This is a genomic window from Moorena sp. SIOASIH (assembly GCF_010671925.1).
In the GTDB taxonomy this organism is placed as follows: domain Bacteria; phylum Cyanobacteriota; class Cyanobacteriia; order Cyanobacteriales; family Coleofasciculaceae; genus Moorena.
In genome coordinates this window covers 487,304-514,258 of sequence record NZ_JAAHIH010000003.1, presented here as the reverse complement: position 1 = coordinate 514,258, position 26,955 = coordinate 487,304, and the positions used below count along the sequence as shown (strand labels likewise).

The window sequence follows — 26,955 nt, the reverse complement described above, 5'->3', positions numbered from 1 at the left end:
TTTTTGGTATTATGATAAAGCCGCCTTGAGTTTTATGATCTATTTGGAAATTATATAAATTAGCTTAGCTTACCCTGGTAGGTAATCAGGGATTATTTTTTTTTTTTTTCACTTGCTGGCTTGACATTCATCTTAGATAAAGACTTTCTGATTTTATCTATTTTATCTTTGAGGGATTCTGAAAGACATTTGGTGGTTTTAATGACAGCAAGCAAATCATCTGTTGTCACTGAATCTTTTTCTGGATCAAGAAAAACATTTTCTATGGTTTCTTTAACAACAGCTTCAATGTCAGCACCACTATAACCATCGGTTTCTTTTAGCAAGCTAATTATATCAATCATCCTATTCCATTTATTTCTCCTTTTTAGATGGATTTCAAATATTTTTTTGCGCTCATCCCCATTAGGAAAATCTACAAAGAACAGTTCATCAAATCTTCCTTTTCTGAGAAATTCAGCCGGAAGTTTGGAAATATCATTAGAGGTAGCCACAATGAAGACAGTGTTTTCTTTTTCTTGAATCCAAGTTAAAATATTACCAAATAATCTGGTTGTGACATCACTTCCGCCTCCAGTTTCGCCAATGCCAGCAAAGGCTTTTTCAATTTCATCTACCCATAAAATACAAGGACTAACCGCCTCAGCTATTCTAATTGCCCGACTTAAGTTTTCTTCACTCTCTCCCACATACTTACCAAGTAGTTTACCAATATCTAGCCGCAGTAGAGGAACTTCAAACAGATGAGAAGTAGCTTTGGCGACTAAACTTTTGCCACACCCAGGCATCCCAATTAGCATCATACCTTTAGGTATATCAACTCCAAATTTGATAGCTTGGTCGAGATTTTTGAATATCTTAGCTTTTTTAGTCAGCCAGGACTTGAGATTATTAAGCCCTCCAACGTCATCTAGTGTTTCTTTGAAATTAAGAATTTCAAGGGTGCCAGATTTTTTGATAATTTGTTCTTTTTCTTGGATGATTAGGTGCTTATCATTTTTGTCGATACAACCACCCTGTTGATAGGCTAGGTTTAAGATCTGGATAATTTCAAATTCACTTAATCCTTTAAAGGATAAGGCTAATTCTTCAATGACATTGTCAGTCATATCAAATTGTAAATCCTGCAAAAATTGTTTAATTATTCCTCTAATTTGATTAAGATTGGGAATAGGGACTTCAAAGACCGTAATAAATTTATCAAGTTCAGCCGGAATGATTAATTGACTAGAAACAATAAAACTAGTGCTATAAAAATTATCCTTGTATAGGGTCTTGAGGGCAATTGATTTCAGCAGAGCAATGACTTTGGGATTATCTAAATAAAAGTGAATATCCTTGAGTACCAGAAAACTCTCTCCACTTTCATTATTATCAAAAGCTGACAAAAACGTTTCTAATTCAAAGTTAGACTTAGAGTTTTTGGTCTCAAAATCAACATGACCACCAGCATCATTATATTCATAAACCTGAGCTGTTGTAGCAATCTCCTTAATCAGCAAATCAGTAGCATGGAAATCAAAATGGTTGATATAAATGATTGGTCTTAAGGAATCAACATAGGAAGAAAGTTTATGAATTGTATTGTTCATCATAATGTCTAATAGGGAGTAGGGAGTAGGGAGTAGGGAGTAGGCGTAGGGTGCGTTAGGGAAGGGCTTGTCATGATTTTCAACTTATTTCCCAGTGTTAGGTTGCTGCCCGTAACACACCACTGGGTCTATATAATCTCAAACTTCCAAATAACCAATTACATGGTCAGGATTTTTACTCTTGTAATCTATCCCATCTAGAATGACAAATTTCCCATTAACATCATCGGCTGATAACTCTTCACCATGTTTACCAGAGTTTCTGACATAATTTCCATCGTTCATACCTATAATCATAAAACGCTTACCCTTTGGTTCAATATCTTTCCAAAACTCTTCTGTTTCACCTTTAAAGGTTTTAAGATGATTCCTGACTAAATAAAACATTTTAGGAATTGCAAATTGTTTTTCTGAATTTACCAAGTCTTTTTCTGAAGTAAATGTAATGTACTCGACATAATCATCAGAACGATAAGAATAAAATCTTAAGCCATTAAGTATTTTACCCACAGCATCTTGTTTTTTAAATTGATGGGACTTCAAATTTGGATCTGAATGAGATACCATAACATTATCCCTCTCAGTTAAATCGATAATTAAACACTTTTTGTCTGAACTAACAAGTTGCTGCCACCTATGATTAGTGTCTGCTTTATGCTTTATAGGTTTTAGGTTTATGCCCAATCTATTAAGTATTGATTGTCTGTCAAATAAATTATGATCTTTGGTAAAATCGTCAGATATTTTGTTTGCTGTATTAGGATTAATTTTACTGGTTAAATTTTCTAGTCTTTCAGCCATAACCTCAGACTCTAATAATAATTTTCTCAAACTAGGATTCATGAATGATACAAAAATCGATAATGGCACCTTTTCAATAAATTCATCATAAAAACATGGTAAGTGATACTTAAAGATCCATAAATAGTTCTTGGCAATTTGTGCCATACTACTTTTAATCAAAGCAATATCATCGGGAGCCTGCAACATGCCTTTCAATAGTGCATCGTAACCCTGGTGATAATCATTAATAATGGCTTTGCGATTAAAATTGTTCTTAGCATAATCATTTACCTTATTCTGCCATTCTTCATGAAACTGGATACTATACAACGATTCCTCTAGTTTAGTTGCTTCAATTTCCATCTCGAAAATTTTCACTAGTTCCTTGCTAATCTCTAGGTCACTTTCGGCTGAGATATCCTCCAGTCTTGATAAGGTATCTGTAAATCCCCTAACAGCAAGCCACTTTTGCAATAGACCACTTTTGTAATATCTTAAGATATCATCGATATTAAAATTTTCCCTAACACCATCTAAATCTATGACTGGAGTATTATCCAGAATAAGACTAAATTTAATTGTCTTTGCCATCTGTCTCTACCTCAATAATTTAAGTTTGTTGTCAAGGGCTACCAATTCAATGGATTTAATTTACTTTTAGCAAAAGCTCGCCCAAAAGATTTTGCTCCTGCCCAGGCTTTTTTTACTGTTTTGGTTACTGCTTCTTTCCCAAAATTTACTACTTTTTTGATACCAGTGGCAATAGTTTGACCAATTTGTTTTCCGGCAATTTTACCTGTAAAGCTTCCTACCATTCCTCCAACTGCTGTGCCAATTGGTCCAAATACAGTTCCAACAGTAGCTCCGATACTTGTACCGGATAACCAACTGACAGCCTTGGTGTTTAGACTCACTAAGGTACAGGTAGCTGCAACTTCTCTATCATATAAATCTTCTACAGCCTCAATCAGTGTAATCTCGCCTTTGCCAAGTTTATAGCCGATTTGGGGAAGCGTAAGTCCCATATCAATCATGGCAGCAATTTCTGCTATATCTACTTCTTCAAGTATGCCTAAGTGACCCTCTTCTTTAGCAACTACTGTGCCTAAGGTAACTAGTTGTTTGAAGGTATTATCTAAGGGCTCAAGGTATTGATTTAAATAATTATCAGCAACGTCCAGAAAGGAAAAATTATTAAAATAATCTATATTTAAAGGGTCTAAAAGTGTATCAAACTGCTGGGCCATGGAAATTGAAGATAGCATGGTGTTGTTCTGAATATCATCTAATACTTGTTGTTCCATAACTCTAGGATTGTTGATGCCTTCTACTTCAATTTCCTTCAGAGGAGTATATACGCCCGTTGGTTCACCAGACAATGAAGCTAATTGCTGATTATTGGTTAAAACTAAGGCTTCTTGAATCTCTTGAACAATTTCACCTCTTTTTATCACACTTTCTCTATCGGTGATTTCTTCAAGGGTAGATTCAAGCCAATTTACTTTTGATTTACCTTGTTCTTGAGCACTGATTAAGCTTTGATGATAACTATCAATCAGGTCGATAGTATCTAACGCATTGTTGATATCACTAAGGGTTTTGGTTTTGTCTTTTATGCCTTGACGCTTCTCGATAACATCCTTACAAAAATGTTGAATATTATCTCGATCACGATACTCTTGATAGTTTACTAAGATTTCGGAAATTATTTGTTCAGTATTTTTCCTCCCCTGAGGAGGTATCAAGTCGCTCATTGTTGTTATGATTTCCTGAGGATATTACTGATAACACAAGGATTATGGCTGACGTGGAATTCCATGGGATCCCATAGGGAGCATGTCACTTATGCAGAACATTTGTACTAAATCTCTCGCCCCCTCATGGGTTTAAGGTTGCTCTGATGGTACATAGTTGGCGTTGCTAATTTTGGGTATGATTTTGCCGCCCTAGCCCCCCAATTTTGCGGTGCGACCCGTGGCGAATTTAATTCGCCAAGGTCAAGCGCACCGGCGGGGGAACAAAATTCCCAAAGTCCCCCCAAAATTGGGGCATTTAGCGGGCTTTAACAAAACTAAACGATCACGCCTTCATTCGAAGATTCAGCAACGCCACATAGTTCATTTGTTCTGCAACTTTGACCTGCTCTCATCCCAATATAGCCTAATCCAGGATATATTCTTTTTTGAGAATTATGTTAATATATAGCACTTCTCATAGTCATGAGGTACAATTATCTGGGTTTTAGGGAGCAGGGACTGAGGCCGTGGGCCACGCGGGGCGCGTTCGGAGCAGGGAGCAGCAAAGAGGAAAAAATCCTGTGTACCTCATAGGTATAAGAAACGCTATAGTAGCAAGTTAACTGGGATCAAGTCTTAGATTTTGACGTATAGTTACAATAATTAAGGCTTGCTGCATGAATGCAGAAGGCATACCCGACAAGGCTTTCAAGCCTTTTTTCCCAAAACACGTGCAAGGTTTTGGCATCTTGTCGCTCAAAAACCTTGTACTTTTGTGGGAAATCCCTGGGTTTTCTTGGGAAACCAAGGGGTGAAACTCAGATTTATCAAGCTGTGTAGCCTGTGACATACTCCCACACGCTTATCAAAGATTACAGTGTGGGCTTCTTACCAACTCCACCCAACGGTATCGGCTTTCGCCGACCCTGCGCGAACGGATACAAGGCCGTAGGCCACGCGGGGCGCGTTCGGTAAGCTTTATTAACGACACGGTCAGAAGTTACCGCAAGAAGAGGGCAGCCTTTATGGTTAGTCGGCTATGGGTAAAGGGTTAAAACTTTATGATTAAGGCTGCCCTCTTCTAAGGTTTCGCCTCCGGGATGCCCCGACCCGCCGGAACAATACAATAAGTTCTGTTTTTTAGGAACGTAGGTGGCTGACAAACCAGCATTTAAGGCCGTAGGCCACGCGGGGCGCGTTCGGCTTTGTTTATCAGTAAATATATTATAGCAATTTTATTAATACCCTGTGCAAAATTCATCCCACACCTAATGCGTAGCATTAGGTGTGGGATGAATTTTGCCGGACAGCTAAAGGCAATCGAAACCCATTTGCTGTTTGACCCGGTGGTGCGTTACGGGCAGCAACCTAAAACTGGCGACTTTGAAAATGAGGGCAAGCCCGCCCCTAAAGCACCCTACGCACTTACCCAAACCGTTCAATCAGATGATCCCCCACCCGTAGAGCATTGGCAATAATGGTTAAAGCTGGGCTGACACTGGCATTGGATGGAAAGAAACTACCATCGACTACGTAAAGATTTTCCAGATCATGAGTGCGGCAGTTGCGATCGAGCACGGAAGTAGCAGGATCGTCTCCAAAACGGCAGGTGCCACACTGGTTTGCCATTACTTGAATTGGCACTTCCCCACGAGGATATATTTTCCCGCTCTGAAAACTATCCAGCCGTTTTTCAATAGCTTTTAGCACCTCAGTCAAGCGATAAACTAGGCGATCGTGGGCTTCCATATTATTGGGAGTGTAGTCAATATACAACTTGTTTCCATCAATTCGTACTCGATTATTGGGATCGGGCAAATCTTCGGTTTGCACCCACCAGCCAATGGAACGAGTAGCTAACTGCTTCAGTCCAAATCCTGGCATAAATTTTGCTAGAACTGATAACAGTGGTGGTGCTTCAGCAAAAATAATATCTGTGAGCAATCCACCGGAATTTTGAATGTGACCCATTGGGTAAGGAAAATCGGGATCACCCCAATAAAAATCATTGAGATAAATACTTCTTTGAAAAGCACCTGAATTGGGCTTAGTGCTCAGTTGCACTACAGCAGTCATTAGGCTTTTCATCAAATTCCGTCCCACTTGCCCCGAACTGTTAGCAAGTCCTTGGGGGTGTCGATCATTGGCAGAGTGTAATAGTAATGCTGCTGAATTCACGGCACCACAAGCAACCACGACAATTTCCCCCATAAACAGGTAGGATTGTCCGGCAATTTCGGCTTCGACCCCTTTAACTGCTAAACCTGAGGGGTTAGTGTGCAAACAGACCACTTTCGCATTGGTTTTTAAGGTCACGTTCGGATGTTCCAAAGCTGGCACAATTCCGCTGACCTCGGAATCATTGGTTGGGTCGTCGTCTTGGCGCGTCAGTCCTAACGGTAGGTAAGATGGATGCAGACCTTGCTGAGCGATCGCATTGTAAATTTCCGCAATTTGAGGCTCTTGGGGGATTGCTTCAAAGGGATAGTCTTGACTATGAAATGGCTCGGTGGGATCGCTGGTTGCCTGACCGTGAACTTTATAAAGCTGTTCCGCTTGAGTGTAGTAGGGTTCAAAGTCGGAATATTTCAAACACCACTCCGGCGACACTCCCTCTTGATGTTGCACTTTTTCAAAATCCCGCTCCCGCAGTCGTAGCAATGCTGCACCATAGATTTTAGTATTGCCACCGATAGCGTAATTCATTTGGGGGAAAAAGGGTTCTTCAGCAGTGTCATACCAAATTTCAGGAGCGTGATAGCGTTCTCGCTTAAAAATATCGACATTACTGCGATTTTGCTCTTCTAGAGGCATAAAATCCCCTCGTTCTAGGATGAGAATTTTCTTCCCGGTTGGCGCAAGTTTATAGGCTAAGGTTCCGCCGCCAGCCCCTGTGCCAATAATAATCAAGTCGTAGTATTGGTCGTCGATAATCATAGTACAAGTCCGAAGTTTGAAGTGGGAAGTCGGAAGTTACAGGAGTTCAGGAGTTACAGGAGTTTAGGAGCTAAAACTTCTTAACTTATGCTATATTAATTTTAATAATAAATTTTATAGCTTACGATCAGCTGTAGCGATTGGTTAGATTTTTTTTGTGGTAGAGATACTGCTTTGATATTGATTAGTCATAGCTTATCTTCTTGATCAAGACTTGCCGCATAATCGCTCATTCCCACTTCAGCAAGAGCGCGGTCTTCCTCAGCAAACTCATGAGAAATGGCTTTTAACTGACCAGGATCAAGAACAATCCGACGACGTTTATCTTGAAACTTAAGAAATGCAATAAAATCAGCGACTTGCTGAAGTTGTTCAGCAGTAAGTAGATCGAGGTCTTGCTTGATAGCTTCGGTGCTGATTGACATAGCAGTAACTTAGTACAATTATAGGTTATTAATAAGTTATTGTATTGCCCAAAAATGTTGAATCTAGTAGGGATGATATATGTTCGCGTAGCGTGCGCGTAGCGCATTGGCTGATAGCTGATGGCTGATAGCTGATAGCTGATAGCTGATAGCTGATAGCTGATAGCTTACCTCATAACTACGATAAACGCTATCGACAAGTTTAGCTAGGGACAAGGCTCAATTGTCCAATCTTTAGGTTTCTCACTTTTATAACAGGACTGTTGACGACCTGCTTCCTTTAAATTCCATTTACCGGTAGATTGATCGAATTGAAACTCAAGTCGATAACGCTTGCCCCTAATTTTGTCATCAGGTAGATTCATCTGGGTTAGAATTACGATTTTCTCAAAAGCTTGCTGATCAATCACCTTGATTTCTTCAGTAAACTCACTCTCGACCGTTTCTTTGTTACCAAATAAGTCTAATGCGATCGCTTTCGGATCATCTCCTATTCCCTTACCTTTTATCTCAGCTAGATTCAAGGGTTGATAACGAGATTTTTCTAAAGCATCATCAGAGGGATTACAACCCATGAGGATTACACTAATAATCAACCCTACTCCTATAAGCGGTAACCTGTCTTTTCTATCCATGGTCATGTAACATTAAATTTGTTATAGTTTCATCAAAGGGGCTTGGATAATTACTAAAAAAAATCAAAGGTTTTAAAATATTGCTAACTGCTATATTCTGAGATATTCTATTCTGGAGGAAACCAATCTGATTGGATTTGCTCAGGGGAATAGGGACATTTGTCAGGAAAGTCCCAATCGGAAATTCCGGTTTCATTAGCAGCATCGGCTCTCGCATCACAATAAACTTTTGATAAATCTGCCCAGTATCGCTTTAAACTAGGAGTATCTCTGAGATAGCGTTTAAGGTTATTGCGCTCTCGTTTAATGGTGATTTCCCAAGATCTAAACCGTTTTTCAGGTTGATATTCCCATTTCAACAGATGTTGAATCGTTAAACGAAGAGAGGATAAAAAGCGGTCTCGCTCTCGTTTACTCAAGTCTTCAATCTCTTCTAGGAGATTAACCCAGTCTACTTCACTATATCGTTGTTCTTTGATCAGGGAAACTTGTTGTTCAACCCATTTGATGATGTCAGTTTCATAGAGCATTTTTTTCTTGGAAATCTCACTAAACGTGACGAAAGCCTTACCTGGTTGGGTTTCGCTCCTGCTCACCCAACCTAAGAATAACGCTACTGCCAAATGTAAATCAGCACAAACAAAATAATCCAGATCACATCTACAAAATGCCAGAACAGGGAGGTGGCAGCAACCCCAAACTCACCGTTGTCGTAGTTACCAGGAATGAAGGAGCGTCCCAGCATAATCAATTGCAACAAGACTCCTGTGAGCACGTGCAAACCATGAAACCCGGTAAGCAAATAAAAGGTACCGCCAAATACCCCATCGGTAAACCCAAAGGGGAGACTGCTCCATTCCACTGCCTGACCATATAAAAAGTAGCTCCCCATTGCCATGGTCAGGAGCCAGAATGCCCGAAAGCCCCACAGATTATTGACATGGAGATATCGTTCAGCAATGTAAATTACGAAACTACTAGAAACCAGGACTACAGTATTAATAGCTGGCTCTTTAATCTCTAGCCCTGTGACACCGGTAGGGAGCCAGTCGGCTGTGGTAGTCTTGTAAACAATGTATCCAGCAAAGAAGCTCAGGAAGATAACACTTTCCGAAAGCAAGAAAATGATGAAGCCAAACATGCTGTTGCCCGCTTCATCATGGCTATGTTCTGCCGTCCCATCAGAGGTATGGGTGTGACTCGGTATTACACCAGAGGTGAGTGATGGATCGATTTCAGTTGGGTTCATGGATAACTTCTAGGGCATCAGGGTTAGAAACCAAAGGTTCAGATTTGCCATAGCCATAGGGTTCGGCAATCACCACAGGCAACTGTTCAAAGTTCTCGTGACTGGGCGGGGAGGAGACAAGCCATTCTATCCCGATCGCCCGCCAGGGATTGGCTGGTGCTTTTTCTCCTTGTACCCAGGAACCGACCATATTGAGGATAAAGGGCAAAGTAGACATGCCCAACAGGAACGCTCCAATGCTAGCAACCACATTCCAAAAGGCAAATTCGGGATCGTAGGACGCAACTCGGCGGGGCATGCCTTGCAGTCCTAATGGGTGCATGGGGAAGAAATTGAGATTGGCTCCGATAAAGGTCAGGGCAAAGTGCAGTTTTCCCAACCCTTCATTATACATGCGCCCTGTCATTTTGGGGAACCAATGGTAGAAGGCGGCATAAATCCCCATAACTGTTGCGCCATAGATAACGTAGTGAAAGTGACCAACAACGAAATAGGTGTTGTTGACGTGAATATCTACTGGAACGGCTGCTAACATAATCCCAGTAATGCCCGCAAATACGAACATCACCAAGCCACCTAGTCCGAAAAGCATGGCGCTGGTGAGTCTGAGTTTGCCTCCCCAAATGGTTGCTACCCAAGCAAAGACTTTGATGCCAGTTGGCACGGAAATCAGCATTGTGGAGAACATAAACAGCATCCGCATCCATCCGGGGGTGCCGCTAGCAAACATGTGATGCACCCAGACTATAGCGCTCAACCCAACAATAATTAGGGATGAAATAGCAACTACTTTGTAACCAAAAAGGGGCTTGCGGGCGTAAACTGGGAATATTTCTGAAAAAATGCCAAAAATCGGCAGGATAATTACGTAAACGGCTGGGTGAGAGTAGAACCAGAAAAAGTGCTGGAACAGAATGGGATCGCCCCCTTTGGCAGGGTCAAAAAAGCTGGTGCCTAGGGTTAAATCAAACAACAGCATGATGGCTCCAGCGGTGAGGGCAGGTAAGCCAAATAATTGAATAATCTGGGCACTGAGTACAGCCCAGACAAACACAGGCATTCGGAAGAAGGTCATTCCGGGCGATCGCATCCGAATAATCGTGGTTACGATGTTGACGGCTCCCAGAATAGAGGATACCCCCGAAAGCGCCACGGCTAGTAACCAGAGAAATTGACCGCTAATCAAAGCACCAGTGGGGTTTTGCAGGCTCACGGGTGGATAAGACCACCAACCTGCCTGGGCTGGGCCTCCTGGAGCTAAAAAGCTTCCCATCAGGACAATCCCAAAAACGGGCACCATCCAGAAGGCCAGGGCATTCAGCCGGGGAAATGCCATATCCCGTGCCCCAATCATCAGCGGTACTAGGTAATTGGCCAGCCCGGCCAAAACTGGAAAAGTCCACAAGAACAGCATTACTGTTCCGTGGAGGGTAAACATAGCATTGTAGACGGTGCGATCGACCAGATCGGCCTCTGGGGTAATCAGTTCACCCCGGACAATCATGGCAAAAATCCCACCAATGAGAAAAAAGAAAAAAGAGGTGACAATATACTGAATCCCAATCACTTTGTGATCGGTGCTGAAGCTGAAAAACCGTTTCCAGTCTTCAGGGGCACCTGGCGAGGGCTGTTTGCCCAAGGAGCCGATTGGTTCAACTGAAGAAAGATTAGTCATAACCCTTGGTTTTGGAGATTTGAACCGGAGTAATTAACCATAGGAGGCGCAGCTGGAACCACCGTTTTCCAGCCTGCATTAATTGCTGTTTCAGAGGCTCGACGATATTCCTCAAAGGCTGGATTGTAGGCTGCTGCGGGGGGTTGAACCGCTGCTTGAGCAAGCCACTGCTGATAGGATTCCGGGGATTCTACTACCACATCCGCCTGCATTGCTGCAAAGTAAGTCCCACTGTATTGAGAATCCCGCAACCGATATTTGCCTTCGCGAATGGGAGTAAATTCAAACTCGATCGCCTGATTTGGGATAATATCCTGCTTGACTCGAAAGGCGGGAATATAAAACCCATGTATCACATCTTCTGATTTCAGGGTAAGCTTGATGCGATGGTTGTTGGGTAAATGGAGTTCTGTGCTGGTGATACTCTGCTCGGGATAGCGAAATTCCCACGCCCACTGACGAGAGAAGACTTCGATGCGCTCTATCGGTTCGTTGGAGTCAGGCATTTGTGAGTCAGGGCTTGGCTCGATGGGTGCAGCCTCAGCGGTTGCCATTTCTAGATGAACATGCTCCATCGGACCGAGAATCGACATCTGGTCGTAGACCTGGTAGCTGTAGGCTGCAATCCAAATTACTAAGGCTAAGGGAATTGCTGTCCAGACGATTTCCAGGGTGATGTTTCCTTCAATTGGTGGACCATCACTGATGTCATACTTGCCTGCCCGCTGAAACAAGACTGAATAGGTTAGGGTTCCTACTACTCCTAAGAAAATAAAGGTTCCCAGTGTCACAAGGAAACTGAATAAATCGTCAACTAGCAGGGATTCAGCTGAAGCTTGGGGAGGAAACCAAGAGTAAGCCTGTTGACCCATCCACAGACTAATCCCGGCTAATGCGATCGCAACGACAACCAAGGTCAAAATCCTGCGAATATTCATGAGCTTATTTATTTCAAGAGTAAGTTTGGATCTTCTCCCAGTCTCAACAGGCGATCGGCGCTAATGTGTAGGCCAAAATCTGCCGCCAGTTGCGCTCCCAGGGTACCGTGAACAAACATCAGTGCAAAAATCCCTAGTCCCGCTAACAAATAGGTCCATTGTACCTGTCTGGCTCTATCCTTATTCCAAACAAATCGCTGAAACCCTCGCCATACTGTCATTGCTACAATCAGCAGCAGCAGCAAGACTCCGCCAACTCCATGCCAAAGCATGGTTTCCATGGCTTGTAATCCCCAGGCACTTCTAACGTCTGTGGGTGGGTCTGCCAGCATGATTTCATAGAAACCCGCTGCAACGGTGAAGAAAGTAACCACTGCTGCTGCGAGCATGTTGTACCAGCCGACATCAAAAAAATTGGATCTTGTGGCAGGAATTGCCAGTATCTTAAAGACTGGCTTTTCCAGGGGAAACAAGACCCCAACGATATCAAAGCCGATCGCAACAATAAATAACCCAAGGGTTAGATGTACCAGATTGGGATGAATCGGAATCGGGTAAGGCAAGCCATTGGCTCCCAATTGGCTCCCCAGTTGGTCAATTAGGTTTGAACTCATTGCAACAAGCCCTCCCTAGTGCCTTCTACTACCGGAACAGTATGCAATCCATAGACCCAAACCAGTAAGTCACCCAGGTAGACCTGGAAAAACACTAACCCTACTAACAACACCCCCACCCCCAGAAAAGGTATGGGTAACTCTTTGGGATTGCGAGAACGAATAATGTAGCGCCATGCTGTCACCGCTGCAATGATGCCAGATAGAGACCAACCAATCAGCGTATGCAGGTTCAATGTGGCCTCTGCTGCTGTGTAAGGCTCTGCTAATCCGGCTTCAATTTGCCCAAAAATAACAGCAATAAAGATAGAAATAGTCGCAAAAAATAAATTCCACCAACTTACCTCATACAGGCGATAATTACGGCTAAAGTAGCCGACAGCGTCACAAAAGACGGCAAACAATACCATGGCAATCACAAAATGAACCACGATCGGATGAATGGTATCGGGATACGGCAAGTTGTGATCGTTGAGTGGGGGGAGATACTCTAGCATATTGTTCTCAATGAGGTTTCAATGAGGAATTGCTCATGCTGATACTACTCAATCAATAGTAAAATACACTAAAACGCTACTATAAAATTAGTTGGCATCTTTGACATTAGAGCAATAAAAACAATTACATTAAGGCTGAACAGCAATAAAATAACATAAAATTGTTGTGGCTTGATTACTTTCCAGAAAATCACTTATATTCTCCTACTTTTTACTTGGTTTACCTAGACATAAATCCTCATAAACTGAGAATTTATTTAGACTTGATCAGATATATAGTTAGTGCCCGCTAATTTTTAAGCGAACAACTAATTGTGTCAAATGAATTGTCTCAAATGACAGGGTTACCAAAGCAGGCAGCTAGCTCCAGTTAGTAGATATAGCAACTATATAGAGCAAGTATAGCGAGACCTGACTTCAGATATATCACCTGGTCTTAGTATAGCCAGCTAACCCTTGGTGTTAGTAGATTTTTCAGGAATTTTTAAGATTTATTACAAAGCCAAAAAGGTTGACAATTTGTCTTATCTGACTTTGAGGATTTGTATTGTTATAGCAAAGGTAAATTTGGCTCAGAGAACAGGGAACAGGAAGTAGGGAGTAGTAAACTTTGGAATAGGGAATAGGTAAAAAAAAATTGTAGCCATAATTACTATTATAACCGCTATATAAAGTCTTAACTGTATAAATTTCAGGGGATTGGCTCTGGAAACTATAGGCTAGAACTGTTGAGGAATTTTACTGATGGATTTAATTCGATGTCCTGCCAACCTGAGTTGGACATAATAAACTTTATGCAGGAGTCAGGAGCTTCGAGTCAGAAGCTTTGAGTCAGAAGAACTTAATTTGTAAGCATTCAGCTATCAGCTATCAGCTATCAGCTATCAGTTATCAGCTTATGGGCTATGGGCATGCTAATTGAGGTGCTGAGGTTTCTTTTAAGCTGACGGCTGACGGCTGACCGCTGAATGCTTACCTTAATTTTTTATTTAATTGGCAATTAATCAGAGTTTAATCCTCTGATAAGATTAGCGATTGGCCGTAGGCCACGCTACGCGAACGCACTTTCATTTTTCTACTTTTACTAGAAAATGTTATAAGTCGAAAATTACCAATTTTTGAACTTATACCCGATTTTTTGGGTCAATCCGCCTGTTAGTGAGGATTAGACTGACTAAATACTGGGGTATTGGCTTGAGGCGGTGACAGATTGGCTATAATTACAGATTGGCTATACTTATTATCTAGTCAGGACTTAGGCAAAAAATCTATGATACGGTTGGTAAATAAAATTGGGGGTAAAGCCCCTCAGAGAAATCAATGACTGAGGTAGTAGAGTTCAACCGATTAAACTATCAGTAGCAGCTCAAACCGTGAAGATTCAAACCTTTCTTCAACCCATTGACCGTACTGCTGGGGCAGTCATAATTATACTGAGTCTACTGATTGGTATATTACTGTGGACTGGCGATCGCACTGCGCCCAGGGTACGGGAATTTACGTGGCAAGATAAACAAGTTGGTGCGGAGGATAAAGCATTTATCCTAACCTTCAGCCGTCCTATGGATCAGACTAGTGTGGAAGCTAATCTGAAGATAGTTCCACCCATCCCAGGCAAAATTAGCTGGGCTGGACGTAAAATGGCTTATACTCCGCTGCTCCCTTTACCCTATGGCACCGAGTATCAATTCCAGCTCACTGGGGCAGTAGAGCAATTCGCTAAGCCTGGCAATAAGACTGCCATCGAACCGTTTAAGGCATCCTTCCGTACCCGTGACCGAGCCTTTGCCTATGTGGGTGTTCAGGCAGAAGAACAGGGGCGATTAATTTTCTATAATCTCACTCGCCAACAAAAAACTATCTTGACGCCTCCAGATTTGGTGGTTATGGACTTTAAGTTCTATCCTGATGGCAGCCGAATTCTTTTCTCTGCTGTTCAGAGTCAGAATCAAGAACAGGACTTGCTCTCCGCCAAATTATATACTGTGACCACGGGCATATCTACTCGTGCCCCAGCTCAAGGGACCGTATCGTCAGACTCTGCTGGTAAAGTTGAGCAGGTTCTCGATAGCAAACACTACCAGAATCTCAAGTTTGATTTGTCTGCTGATGGTAAAACGATTGTGGTGCAGCGGGTCAGTCGGAGTAATCCTTCAGAATTTGGGTTGTGGATCATACAACCTGGTGCTAGACCGAGACCATTAGACCATGAACCAGGAGGAGATTTTCTGATTACTCCTGACAGCAACGCCATAGCGATGGCTCAAGGTCAGGGAGTGGCAATTTTACCCTTAACACCAAGGGCTCAACCCCTAGACTTTTTACCAAAGTTTGGCATGGTTATAAACTTTGCTAAGGATGGTTCAGCAGCAGTGATGGTGAAGTTTAATACTGACTATACGCGATCGCTATTTTTAGTCAAAAACCAGGGCTCTGAGCAAGAGATACTGCGCACTACTGGTTCTGTCCATAGTTGTGAATTCTCGGCGCAAAACCATATTCTCTATTGCCTGCTCAGTCAACTCATTGCTGGGGAAGAATTCAAAGAAGAACCTTTCCTGGCAGCGATTAGCCTTAAACCTAATGACAAGAATGAGTATACCTTAAAGCGCTTGATAGTTTTACCGGAGCAACAGGAAGTTCATATGAGTTTGTCCCCAGATGACTTAGGTATACTCTTTGATCAACTAGTCCCTGAACAGTCATCTGAGGAAGGTTTGATCACTGATGAAGGACAAATAATTGCCAATGCTAGACTGTGGCTATTACCTTTAGTGGATGATACATCTTCAGATACTCCAGTGAAGCTGGAAGCGGAACCACTCCTAACTGGATTTAATGCTCGTTGGCTACCTTGAAGGTTAACAGGTTGAAGGTTAGCTGGTTGAAGGTTAGTAGGTTGAAGGTTAGCTGGTTGAAGGTTAGCAGGTTGAAGGTTAGCTGGTTGAAGATTAGCTAGTTGAAGGTTAGCTGGTTGAAGGTTAGCAGGTTGAAGGTTAGTTGGTTGAAGGTTAGTTGGTTGAAGGTTAACTGGTTGAAGGTTAGCAGGTTGAAGGTTAACTGGTTGAAGGTTAGCTAGTTGAAGGTTATCAGGTTGAAAGTTAGCTGGTTGAAAGTTAGCTGGTTGAAGGTTAGCTGGTTGAAGGTTAACAGGTTGAAAGTTAGCTGGTTGAAGGTTAGCAGGTTGAAGGTTAGTTGGTTGAAGGTTAGCTGGTTGAAGGGGTTGTAAGCATTCAGCTATCAGCGTGTCGCGTATCAGCTAATGCGCTAGGCCCACACTAATTGAGGTGTTTATGGGGAAAGTGCCAGCGTCGAAGCCTGTGCCACTTTGAGGTGCTTTTGAATAAAATAAGCTGACCGCTGACTGCTGACTGCTGAATGCTTACAAGGTGTTTTTTGGGAAGGGTGTTTGGTTGTTCGCGTAGCGTGGCCGAAAGGCCAAGGGTTAAGGTTGGTAAAATAACCGAGCAACCTGTAACCTGTAACCTGTAACCTATAACCAAACAACCTTCAAACCTTGAAACCTTCAACCTGTAACCAAACAACCTTCAAACCAAACAACCTTCAAACCTTCAACCTTCAAACCTTCAACCTTCAACCTTCAAACCTTCAACCTTCAACCTTCAACCTTCAAACCTTCAACCTTCAACCTTCAACCTTCAACCTTCAAACCTTCAACCTTCAACCTTCAACCTTCAACCTTCAACCTTCAAACCTTCAACCTTCAAACCTTCAACCTTCAAACCTTCAACCTTCAACCTTCAAACCTTCAACCTTCAAACCCTTCAACCTTCAACCTTCAAACCCTTCAACCTCCAAACCTTCAACCCTTCAACCTTCAAACCAAACAACCTTCAAACCTTCAACCCTTCAACCTTCAAACCTTAAAACCTTCAACCTTAAAACCTTCAACCTTAAACCTTCAACCCTTCAACCTTCAACCTTAAAACCTTCAACCTTCAACCTTAAAACTTTCAACCTTCAACCTGTAACCTGTAACCTGTAACTTGACATCAAAAGACTATGGAAATTAATCAGTGTCTTCATGGTGCTGTTTTAGTTTCTGATTTGGAAAAGGCAGAGCATTTTTACGGTAATATTTTGGGATTATCTAGAGTTGATCGAGAGCTGAGATTTCCTGGTGCTTGGTACCAAGTTGGTCAATTCCAAATTCACTTGATGGTTAATCCTAATGCTAAAGTTGAGCTAAAAAATCCTGAAAAATGGGGTCGTAATCCCCACATTGCCTTTAGCGTAGTAAATTTAGATGAAGCTAAGGAATCTCTACAAGCTCATGGTTACCCGATTCAATTGAGCTCGTCTGGTCGTGCGGCATTATTTACCCAAGATCCAGATTGTAATATTATTGAGATTAGTGAGATTAGTAACATTAGCACTTAGGGGTTAAGGTCGGTATGGGGAGGATATATGAAAACTATTGCCTACCTGTACAGCAATCCCCTACTTGACCCGGTGCCTGACCCAGGAGTTTGGGGTTTGGAGGTGGATCAGGTCTATCTAGATTTGGGAGGACGTCAGCAGTGGCAGCAGTTAGTTGCGGATTGCCAAGCTCAACCCCCTGATTACTTGCTAATTCGTCGTCTGGAGGAACTGGGAGAGTGTTTGGCTGAAATTAGCGATCGCATTACCCAAATTGAAACCCTCGGTGTTTGCTTGATTGCCACAGAGCAATCTTACAATTCTGCTCAGCTAACGGATGCTACCAACTACACTGGGATTCGCGCTAGTTTACTGAAACTAATACACGAAATCCAGCAGGAAGTCAACAGCCGCCGCCTTCGGCAAGGGCACGCTCGTAATCGCCTCAAAGCCTTACCCCCACCAGGAAAAGCCCCCTATGGCTATCGGCGGGGCAAAGACCGCTATCTAATTGACCGCAGTACGGCACCGGTGGTTAAGGATTTTTTTGAACAGTTTCTGCTTTATGGTTCCTTGCGGGGTGCAGTACGGTATTTAGAGCAAAAATATGGTAAACGGATTTCCGTGACTACCGGGCGTCGTTGGCTCACAAATCCGGTTTATCGGGGAGACCTTGGCTATCAAAAAAATGGTGAGGTTATTTCCGATACCCATAGCGCCATTTTAAATCGGGAAGAAGCCGCACAGATTGACCGATTGCTCAGGCGCAACCGACAATTACCTCCTCGTACCGCCAGTGCTCCCCGTTCTTTGGCAGGGTTGGTGGTTTGTCAGGAATGCCAGTCGGGGATGACCGTTGTTAGTGTTACTCAATATCGTAAAAACAAACAATATCTCTACCTACGTCCGATCAATTGTCCTAAGCATCCCAAATGTCGTGCTATTAGTTATGAACAGGTTTTGGAGCAGACCATTCAACTGATCTGTCAGGAATTACCCCGTGCTGTTGCTGCTATGAATTCTCCCAGCTTGGATGGGGTTAAGGAATCTCTTAAGGGTAAAATTACTCAAAAAAAAGATAATTTAGAACAGCTACCTCTGTTAACGTCTAGTGGGGTGCTTGATCAAGATACTGCTGATTTACGAGCATACAAACTACGGACAGAAATTTCCCAATTACAGCAGCAGCTAGCTGCTTTGCCGCCAGTGAATTTAAAAGCGATCGCTCAGACAGTATCCATTCCTCAATTCTGGATTGATTTATCAGAATCAGAGCGTCGGTTTTACTTTCGGGAGTTTATTCAAAAAATTGAAATCCTGCGTCAGGTAAAGGAATTGCAGCTGCAACTTGTGTTTATTTTTTAGGTAAGCTATCAGCTATCAGCTAATGCGCTACGCGCACGCTACGCGAACAGCTATCAGCTATCAGCCATTTGCCACCGAAAAATTACTCCTACTTTAAGCAATGCCCTTTGGCGAGGCATCCTGTAAAGTTATCCAAAGATTAATTACATTAGCTTTCACTAAGCTAGTCCTGCTCAGGAATTTTTGTAAAATTAAATACAGAAAATAGTTAAAGTTTACCCATTGTCTGGGAAGATTTTGGCTCGAAGCAGTCTCAGCTAGGGTAGACGGGAATTTTTTTACCTTGATCAGAAAATCATGAAACTTTTAGAACCAAAGACCCAAACCCCGACTTGGAACAGCTCCCCTAATCCCAACTTAGATCAGTCCCAAGATGCGTTCCAACCTGGGACTTGGGTACGTCTGTTAGAGCTACTTAATCCCTATAGCTTTGATCAAGCGCTACTGCTGTGCCAGGTTTCAGAAGACCAGTGGGTATCCTGGATTCCTGATCATGGTGAAGCAACGCTACATATCAGTCAATTTTTATGAGAAAGATTTTCTGAGAAACATAACCCTTAGAGGCAAAAGCCTTGCAGGCACAATAATCGATTAGCCACCGCTAACAGGAGGAATCAGAACCACTTCATCCCCATCTTGCAAGGGGGTATCGGGGGGAACGAATTGGAGATTGATGCCAAAGCGGGTCACTTCACGCCATTGCTCCAGCTCTGGGTGTTCACTCAGTAAACGGTCTAGCACGGCTGATACTGATGTTTGAGGGGGAAATCCTAACTGGAGTTCTGGCAAGCCATAGGTTTCTTGATAGGCAGCAAAAAGCTTGACTGTAACAGTGATTGATGGTTCAGACATAGATAAAGTTGTTATCAAGCTCCCTAATTGCTGTGAATTGGCTATTTTTTTGTGTTAAATGCTGTTTTGTTATCTTCTCCCTGACGAGACTGAGGCCCAAAAACTTGACTAATAAGATCAAAGAAAATCCAATAATATAGATGCACCCTCATGACCAAAGCAGTATTGACCCTAATTCATGAGTATTTTAAAACTTAAGTGACATTTTTGACTAGAGTAATCAACTCCCTAGTCTTGACAAAACTATTGCAATCGAGTAATAAACCCATAGTGGAAATGAATCTAACAACTCGAAGGTGACTTGGATTTACCTATTACGATAGAATATTGGTATTTCTAGCTTAGTCAATGAGCAGATCCCCTCAAGCATCTACTCCCGAATCCAACGATAACCTTCCCAAAAGGGCAACTGAAGCAGCAAGGAAAGTTGCGCCTGAGAATACTGACCATCGGACAGTGGACCGCAGTAAGCTGACACCGATGATGCAGCATTTTGCTGAACTAAAAGACCAGTATTCCCATGCTGTGCTGCTCTACCGAGTTGGGGACTTCTATGAAACCTTCTTTCAGGATGCCAGGATAATTGCTGAAGCCCTGGAACTGGTCTTAACCAGCAAAGAAGCAGGTAAGGGAGTGGGACGGGTGCCAATGACAGGGGTTCCTCACCATGCTTTAGACCGCTACAGCACCATGCTTGTGGAAAAAGGCTATGCGATCGCAATTTGCGACCAAGTGGAAGATGCCTCAGTGGCAGCCAAAGAAGGACGTCAGGTGCGCCGGGAAGTCACCCGTGTCCTTACCCCCGGTACCTTGATGGAAGAGGAGATGCTCCATGCTCGTCGTAACAATTTCTTGGCAGCAGTAGTCATTGCTAAGAATCATTGGGGTTTAGCCTATGCGGATATTTCCACTGGGGAATTTCTGACTACTCAAGACCGAGAGTTAGACCTGCTGGTTCAGGAATTGATGCGCTTGCAGCCCTCTGAGGTATTAATTCCCACCAATGCTCCCGATTTGGGGAGTATGCTACGACCTGGTCAAACCTCTGAGAGTTTACCGGATTGTTTACCTAATTCATTTTGTTATGCACTCCGTCCCCAACGACACTTTACCTTGGCAGAAGCCCGACAGCGACTGTTGGAACAGTTCAGAGTGCGATCGCTAGAAGGGTTAGGGTGTGAACATCTGCCCCTTGGTGTCCGTGCTGCTGGTGGATTGTTGGAATATCTGAAGGATACCCAAAAAGAAAATTATGTAGCGTTACAGATATTACGTACCTATACTATTGCTGATTATTTAATTCTCGACCACCAGACTCGTCGCAATCTGGAAATTACCGCCACTGTCCGAGATAACACCTTTAATGGTTCCCTGCTTTGGGCTCTAGATAGAACCAGTACAGCCATGGGAGGTAGAGCATTGCGGCGCTGGCTACTGCAACCATTACTAGAGATTAAGGGAATCCGGGCGCGACATGATACGATTGAGGAGTTAGTGGAAAATACGGAACTGCGCCAGGACATACAGCAGCTGCTTCGGAAAATTTATGACTTGGAGCGGTTGACAGGGAAAGCAAGTTCTGGTAGAGCTAATGCCAGAGATTTAGTCGCCTTAGGGGAATCTCTGTTGAGGTTACCGGAATTAGCTGACCTAGCCGCTTATGGGTCTTCTCCCTATCTGAAAGTAATCCAGAATGTACCGCCACAATTGGAAGAGTTAGGGCACACACTGCAGGAGCATCTGGTAGAGTCACCACCGTTGCATCTGACTGAGGGGAAATTAATTCGGCCTCAGGTCAACCAGCAGTTGGATGAAATGCGTGCTCAAGCCGAGGAGGATCAGCAGTGGATTGCCAATTTGGAAGTCACGGAGCGGGAAAAGACAGATATTCCCAAGCTGAAGGTAGGGTTTAATAAGACTTTTGGATATTACATTAGTGTACCTCGTGCTAAGACAGCTCAGGTACCAGATGATTATATTCGGAAGCAGACCTTGGTTAATGAAGAGCGCTACATAACCCCAGAGCTGAAGGAACGGGAAGCACGGATTCTCACAGCGCGGGAGGATTTGAATCGTTTAGAGTATGAAATTTTTGTGGGCTTGCGCCATGAGGTAGGACTGGAAGCTGACAGGATTCGGGGTGTGTCTCGGGCGGTAGCAGCATTGGATGTGTTGTGTGGATTAGCAGAGGTCGCTGTTTATCAGGGGTATTGTCGTCCCGATATGGATCAAAGCCGGGAAATTCGGATTATAGATGGACGGCATCCAGTGGTGGAGCAGTCCTTGCCAAGTGGTTTGTTTGTCCCGAATTCCGCGTCTTTAGGTCAAAACAAGTTGAAGGTTGAGGAGGAGTTTAAGGTTGGAAGGTTGAAGGTTGTTCGCGAAGCGTGGCCGAAAGGCCAAGGTTCTTCCGAGTTTAACGTTGAAAATTCTAACGAGCAACCTTCTAACCAGCAACCCGATAACGAACAACCCGATAACGAACAACCTGCAACCGACACTAACCTTCAACCTTCTAACGAGCAACCCGATAACGAACAACCTGCTAACCTTCAACCTGCTAACCTTCAACCTGCTAACCTTCAACCTGCTAACCTTCAACCTTCTAACCTTCAACCTTCTAACCTTCAACCTTCTAACCTTCAACCTGCAACCGACACTAACCTTCAACCTGCTAACCTTCAACCTGCTAACCTTCAACCTGCAACCGACACTAACCTTCAACCTTCAACCCTCCAACCTTCAACCGTCCAACCTGCAACCGAAACGGACATTCCTGATTTGATTATTTTGACCGGACCGAACGCCAGTGGGAAGAGTTGTTATTTGCGTCAGGTGGGATTGATTCAGTTGATGGCACAGGTGGGAAGTTTTGTGCCAGCATCGGAAGCAAGTTTGGGGATTTGCGATCGCATTTTTACCAGAGTCGGTGCAGTGGATGATTTAGCAACAGGCCAGTCTACGTTTATGGTGGAAATGAACGAGACAGCGAATATTCTCAATCATGCTACAGATAAGTCTTTAGTGTTGTTGGATGAGATTGGTCGAGGAACCGCAACCTTTGATGGTCTTTCCATCGCTTGGGCGGTGGGGGAGTATCTGGCCATGGAAATTAAGGCACGGACGATTTTTGCCACCCATTATCATGAGTTGAATGAGTTAGCCTCAATTTTGCCCAATGTAGCTAATTATCAGGTGACGGTAAAAGAGTTAGCGAATGAAATCATCTTTTTGCATCAGGTACAGCCAGGAGGAGCTAACCGTTCTTATGGGATTGAGGCAGGACGTTTAGCTGGTTTACCAACCTCAGTGATTAAGCGGGCGAAGCAGGTGATGAAGCAAATTGAGAAGCACAGTAAAATTGCCCTGGGGTTGCGCAAGGGGATTGGCAAACAATTGTCAGCTAGGAACACAACTGGCCAAAAGGTGACAGACCAAGAGGTGACCATCGAGCAGTTGGATATTTTTGATGATTAAGCCACCATGGTTGTGAGCTGATTAATAACTACACAGTTAACACAGCTGATCTGTTAACGCGGATGGGATGAGACCTAGGAGCCGCTACGCGAAGGCATTCCCGCCCACTGCCCTTAAACAAAAAAGATCCGATTGCATAAATTTCTGAGCCAGCCCTGATGAGTAAATAGAGGTTAACGAATCAATTTCGGGAGTAGATCCGTGACTATATACTACGTCACCTGTAGATATGGATAGGTATAAACCTTGATAAACTAAAGGGTAGCAATCATATTTTTGTGTACAAAAAGTTTGTAATCCGATTGCATAAATTTCTGAGCCAGCCCTGATGAGTAAATAGAGGTTAACGAATCAATTTCGGGAGTAGATCCGTGACTATATACTACGCCACCTGTAGATATGGATAGGTATAAACCTTGATAAACTAAAGGGTAGCAATCATATTTTTGCGTACAAAAAGTTCGTAAGTTGTAAGTTTTTGCTATCTACATAAACTACAATTTATAGGTTGCATTTGTAGCTTGATAACATCTAGCTATAAGTTGTATTAACCTTAATGGTTAGTACTATATATCACTTGCATTGAACAAATTTTTTTGGGTTTTAATTGCGGAATGTGAGCTATAAAATTTGTAGTTGTTTTTAGTTTTTTTTGGATGAGTAAGGAAACTTATGAAAGTTAAAGACGTCTATCAAGATGAAGAATAAAATTGGCATATCGACTATGGATTCGACCATATGATGGGGCTAGCTATTAGGGGTTATTTAGGACAAATAATGATCCCATGTATCATTTGGATACCCATGATTTTTCTGGTTTTAATTGGAGGTACAATAAGTGAATTAATCCAGAAAGAAGATAGCAGCATTCAACAGATAACTCCCTGTGGGGGTGACATGCCAGCTAAAATCATTACTGGGTAATAAGTTCAGCCAATCATTTACAAAAAGATACATGCTGTTTTGGGCTGATATTGGAGGTATTTATAAGGATTTGAGCTTCCCAAAAATCATTCCTAGGCTCTGGGAGTTGATATTTCCTAAGATAATTGGCATCAAAGCCTTATATAGTAAGCTTTTTAGGGCTCATGTCACCCCTGAAGCTTAATGGCAAAATTGCTCCTATTAATAATGAGTATTTCTTGAAAAATTTTTCTGATCTACCGAATTTGCTGTATAAAAAGGTGATAAAACAATTAGTAGAATCTTAATTCGGCGGTAGTTTTAGTTTTTAAGCGATGCAGCGCGGTCTTGGGGAGGCAGTGCGGTCTTGGGGGGAACCCCCATGAGCAACTGCCGTGGTTTCCCCCATGAGCGACTGCATCAAGAGAGAGAATGATTGTTTCTAAATAACCCGTCGAATCGGCAATAAGCGCGGTTTTATACACACTAGGTTTGGTAGAGCAAATTTTTCTGGTTATAACTCATACAAATTAGGACTTCTGAACTGATTTAAGACATTTACACATTAGTTTCATTAAATTTTTACATTTGGAGAGTTAAAAATGAAAATCCGAAACAATAGTCAATTTCAGACTACAAATACTCTTTCATTCAAAGAGAGAAACTTCAACTCTCATGACAACTCCCATTGTCGCACCTTCCTACAGAAAATTTCCAATAAGTGGCCTCAACGAGCACAAGTGAAGAAGCAGGAGCCAGATGCGAAATTCGATCCAACTTTGAAAGACTTTCGCGTGGATTTGTTGCCATTTAAAAACCATCCTCGTTTCTTAGAAGCATCAGAGGAAGTCCAGAATAAAATTCTCTCGTGCGGCTGGCTGGCTTACAACGATAAAACTATCGGCATCGAATTAAAAATAGTTGTCCCTGCCTGTTCCGATATTATTTATAAAAATGTACCGGGAACAGAAGATGACATCAGTCAGAAGATTGCGATCGAGACACTTACGGATGAAGCTTTCCACGTGTTACTAGTAAACAACGCTTGCTCCATTACCCGGAAGCAAAGGGGTTTAGAGTCCCTGAGGTTGCCGGACTTTAATCTTGTTATTAAGATGCGTCAGGAACAAGACCGCTGGTCGGAAGATTGGCAAAAAATTATCGTTCAGTTGGTAACGGCGATCGTCTCCGAAGTTTTCATCAGTGACTATCTCAAGCTTTTAGCAGAGGATAGCACAATTCAGCCATTCAACAGATTGACAGTTGATATGCATCGCCGTGACGAGATGGCTCATAGCCCTATCTTTAAGAATTTGGCTAAGTTGGTTTACAGCAAACTGACTAAAGAACAGAAGGAATTCTTCATGGACATGCTGCCCAAGCCAGTTAACTGGTTTGCCAATATCGAGCTTGGTGTATGGGAAGCAATGTTGGCTCAGATCGGCTTTCCACATACTAAAGAGGTGATTGGTGATTGCGCAAGAGACAACGAGGTTAACCTGATGCGCATAGATTATAACGGGGTTACTAAGCTCGCCGAAGAGTTGGGCATTTTAGACTCCCAGCGCGGGCTCGATAGCTTCGCCCAGGCAAATCTTCTTAACTGAAGATGCAGGTCAGGACTGAAATTCAGATCGAACTAAGCCAACAACGATGAATGTGGTTCTGACACTTTCCTCTGGAACTACTACAGTTTGATAAAATTCCAGCAAAATACCATCAATTGAGTAAAAGTTATGACTAAAAATGCGATCGCCATCACACACGTTCCCTTTGAAGATCTAGGCAGTTTACATCAGGCTCTCGATCAACAGGGTTATCATGTCACCTATATCAAGGCTGCTTCTGTTTATCTAGATAGGATAGATTTTCTCTATCCAGACTTGGTAATAATTTTAGGTGGGCCGATTGGAGCCTACGACGAATCGGATTATCCTTTTCTAACAGATGAACTTCACATACTGGAGCAGCGTTTAGCAGCTAATTTACCCACCATAGGTATATGCTTGGGGGCTCAACTGATGGCAAGGGCACTGGGGGCAAGGGTTTACCCCGGTGGTGTAAAAGAAATTGGCTGGGCACCCATAGAGCTTAGCTATGCAGGTCAAAAGTCACCTTTGAACTATTTAGCCAAAGAACATACTGCAGTCCTGCACTGGCATGGCGATACTTTTGACCTTCCTGAGGGTGCTACTCATCTAGCCTTTAGTTCAAAGTACAACAACCAAGCCTTTAGCTGGGGTGAATGTGCTTTGGGTTTACAGTTTCACCCAGAAGTAACTGCTGCAGGACTAGAGCATTGGTTTGTTGGTCACGCCTACGAAATTAGTTCAACTCCCGATCTCAGTGTTGCCGAATTGCGCAAAGACACGGCTATGTTTGCCAAAAAATTAGAGTTTCAAGCTACTTTGTTTTGGCAAACATGGCTCAAACAAGTAGAAGCTATCCAGAATCAATTGAAGGAAGTGGATCTTATTGAAATCGAAGTAAAGGTTAAGATGCCAAGATCGATCAAAAAGGCACTTTTGCAAGAGACAACAGGTAATAACTTATTTCCCCATCTATCCGATCAAATCCTACAAAAAGGGTTACGAGGTGTTGCCTTGAATTCTGGCGGAGGAGAATGATTGCCATTGCTCGGTGCACGGCTCCGGGGAGGTGGCAACATGCTCTGGAGATTCAAGCCGGAGCTGGCGATCCCCAAAGGGGGATTAAACTAAGCCGGTGAGTCGCCTCACCGACTCGTCTACCCTTCGGGAAGGCTACGCCAACAAAACCGTACGTGACTCTGATTGCGCCCGTGATCTGCCCTGCTAGTCTTGCACTGCTAAAGATTTGAGCCATTGACCGAAACTCTGGCCTCAATTTCTCTGATTAGCATGGCTTTGATCCTATGA

The 26,955-nt window shown here is 42.9% G+C and carries 21 protein-coding genes and 1 pseudogene; 8 read left to right on the top strand and 14 right to left on the bottom strand.

Annotated features, from left to right (window positions below; translation table 11 throughout):
* Positions 1-92: 92 nt before the first annotated feature.
* The 12 genes from F6J90_RS17440 to F6J90_RS17385 all read right to left on the bottom strand — a co-directional run bounded on the left by F6J90_RS17440 (position 93) and on the right by F6J90_RS17385 (position 13,081).
* Complete coding sequence (locus tag F6J90_RS17440; protein ID WP_293096031.1) at positions 93-1,595, bottom strand: AAA family ATPase; 1,503 nt, start codon at positions 1,593-1,595, stop codon at positions 93-95.
* 135 nt (positions 1,596-1,730) lie between these two features.
* Positions 1,731-2,966 (bottom strand): hypothetical protein, encoded by a 1,236-nt coding sequence (locus F6J90_RS17435; RefSeq protein ID WP_293096028.1) that lies wholly within the window; start codon positions 2,964-2,966, stop codon positions 1,731-1,733.
* A 38-nt stretch (positions 2,967-3,004) separates the two neighbouring features.
* Positions 3,005-4,129 (bottom strand): hypothetical protein, encoded by a 1,125-nt coding sequence (locus F6J90_RS17430; RefSeq protein ID WP_293096025.1) that lies wholly within the window; start codon positions 4,127-4,129, stop codon positions 3,005-3,007.
* A 1,407-nt stretch (positions 4,130-5,536) separates the two neighbouring features.
* Positions 5,537-7,048, bottom strand: a complete 1,512-nt coding sequence (locus F6J90_RS17425) for a GMC family oxidoreductase (protein ID WP_293096022.1) — start codon at positions 7,046-7,048, stop codon at positions 5,537-5,539.
* Positions 7,049-7,236: 188 nt separating this feature from the next.
* On the bottom strand, positions 7,237-7,473 hold the full coding sequence (locus tag F6J90_RS17420; protein ID WP_293096019.1) for a hypothetical protein: 237 nt from the start codon (positions 7,471-7,473) through the stop codon (positions 7,237-7,239).
* Positions 7,474-7,679: 206 nt separating this feature from the next.
* A complete protein-coding gene (locus tag F6J90_RS17415) occupies positions 7,680-8,069 on the bottom strand; it encodes a hypothetical protein (protein WP_293096016.1) in 390 nt (129 codons plus the stop codon).
* A 146-nt stretch (positions 8,070-8,215) separates the two neighbouring features.
* Positions 8,216-8,731 (bottom strand): DUF29 domain-containing protein, encoded by a 516-nt coding sequence (locus tag F6J90_RS17410; RefSeq protein ID WP_293096013.1) that lies wholly within the window; start codon positions 8,729-8,731, stop codon positions 8,216-8,218.
* The gene (locus F6J90_RS17405) at positions 8,722-9,357 is read right to left on the bottom strand and encodes a heme-copper oxidase subunit III (RefSeq protein ID WP_293096011.1); all 636 of its coding nucleotides are present in this window, start codon (positions 9,355-9,357) and stop codon (positions 8,722-8,724) included. The genes F6J90_RS17410 and F6J90_RS17405 overlap by 10 nt, the downstream gene beginning before the upstream one ends.
* Positions 9,344-11,032 (bottom strand): cytochrome c oxidase subunit I, encoded by a 1,689-nt coding sequence (ctaD, locus tag F6J90_RS17400; RefSeq protein ID WP_293096008.1) that lies wholly within the window; start codon positions 11,030-11,032, stop codon positions 9,344-9,346. Before ctaD ends, F6J90_RS17405 begins: the two co-directional genes overlap by 14 nt.
* Positions 11,029-11,970 carry a cytochrome c oxidase subunit II gene (locus F6J90_RS17395; RefSeq protein ID WP_293096006.1) on the bottom strand — a complete coding sequence of 314 codons (942 nt, stop codon included), beginning with the start codon at positions 11,968-11,970 and terminating at the stop codon, positions 11,029-11,031. Before F6J90_RS17395 ends, ctaD begins: the two co-directional genes overlap by 4 nt.
* Positions 11,971-11,978: 8 nt before the next feature.
* On the bottom strand, positions 11,979-12,584 hold the full coding sequence (locus tag F6J90_RS17390) for a DUF2231 domain-containing protein (RefSeq protein ID WP_293038253.1): 606 nt from the start codon (positions 12,582-12,584) through the stop codon (positions 11,979-11,981).
* Positions 12,581-13,081: a DUF2231 domain-containing protein gene (locus tag F6J90_RS17385; RefSeq protein WP_293096003.1), complete on the bottom strand. Its 501-nt coding sequence runs from the start codon at positions 13,079-13,081 to the stop codon at positions 12,581-12,583. The genes F6J90_RS17390 and F6J90_RS17385 overlap by 4 nt, the downstream gene beginning before the upstream one ends.
* Before the next feature lie 1,373 nt (positions 13,082-14,454).
* On the opposite strand from F6J90_RS17385, the gene F6J90_RS17380 reads away from it, so the two are divergent.
* Positions 14,455-15,939: an Ig-like domain-containing protein gene (locus F6J90_RS17380; RefSeq protein WP_293096000.1), complete on the top strand. Its 1,485-nt coding sequence runs from the start codon at positions 14,455-14,457 to the stop codon at positions 15,937-15,939.
* Positions 15,940-15,989: 50 nt separating this feature from the next.
* Here F6J90_RS17380 and F6J90_RS43620 read toward each other — a convergent pair.
* Positions 15,990-16,322 (bottom strand): annotated as a pseudogene (locus F6J90_RS43620) (pentapeptide repeat-containing protein); the annotation flags it as partial.
* 276 nt (positions 16,323-16,598) lie between these two features.
* Between F6J90_RS43620 and F6J90_RS17375 the strand changes: the two are divergent.
* From F6J90_RS17375 to F6J90_RS17360, 4 genes are all read left to right on the top strand, one after another.
* Complete coding sequence (locus F6J90_RS17375) at positions 16,599-17,087, top strand: hypothetical protein (RefSeq protein WP_293095997.1); 489 nt, start codon at positions 16,599-16,601, stop codon at positions 17,085-17,087.
* Positions 17,088-17,104: 17 nt separating this feature from the next.
* Positions 17,105-17,482 carry a VOC family protein gene (locus tag F6J90_RS17370; protein ID WP_293095994.1) on the top strand — a complete coding sequence of 126 codons (378 nt, stop codon included), beginning with the start codon at positions 17,105-17,107 and terminating at the stop codon, positions 17,480-17,482.
* 27 nt (positions 17,483-17,509) lie between these two features.
* Positions 17,510-18,826 carry a recombinase family protein gene (locus F6J90_RS17365; RefSeq protein WP_293095991.1) on the top strand — a complete coding sequence of 439 codons (1,317 nt, stop codon included), beginning with the start codon at positions 17,510-17,512 and terminating at the stop codon, positions 18,824-18,826.
* Between the two features lie 297 nt (positions 18,827-19,123).
* Positions 19,124-19,357, top strand: coding sequence for a hypothetical protein (locus F6J90_RS17360; protein WP_293095989.1), 234 nt, complete (start codon positions 19,124-19,126; stop codon positions 19,355-19,357).
* Positions 19,358-19,417: 60 nt separating this feature from the next.
* Here F6J90_RS17360 and F6J90_RS17355 read toward each other — a convergent pair whose 3' ends face one another.
* Positions 19,418-19,678, bottom strand: coding sequence for a MoaD/ThiS family protein (locus F6J90_RS17355; protein WP_009149283.1), 261 nt, complete (start codon positions 19,676-19,678; stop codon positions 19,418-19,420).
* A gap of 348 nt (positions 19,679-20,026) precedes the next feature.
* Between F6J90_RS17355 and mutS the strand changes: the two genes are divergently transcribed.
* From mutS to F6J90_RS17340, 3 genes are all read left to right on the top strand, one after another.
* Positions 20,027-23,155, top strand: a complete 3,129-nt coding sequence (gene mutS, locus F6J90_RS17350) for a DNA mismatch repair protein MutS (protein ID WP_293095986.1) — start codon at positions 20,027-20,029, stop codon at positions 23,153-23,155.
* 1,505 nt (positions 23,156-24,660) lie between these two features.
* Positions 24,661-25,665 carry a diiron oxygenase gene (locus tag F6J90_RS17345; protein WP_293095983.1) on the top strand — a complete coding sequence of 335 codons (1,005 nt, stop codon included), beginning with the start codon at positions 24,661-24,663 and terminating at the stop codon, positions 25,663-25,665.
* A 129-nt stretch (positions 25,666-25,794) separates the two neighbouring features.
* A complete protein-coding gene (locus F6J90_RS17340) occupies positions 25,795-26,685 on the top strand; it encodes a glutamine amidotransferase (protein WP_293095981.1) in 891 nt (296 codons plus the stop codon).
* Positions 26,686-26,955 lie beyond the last annotated feature (270 nt).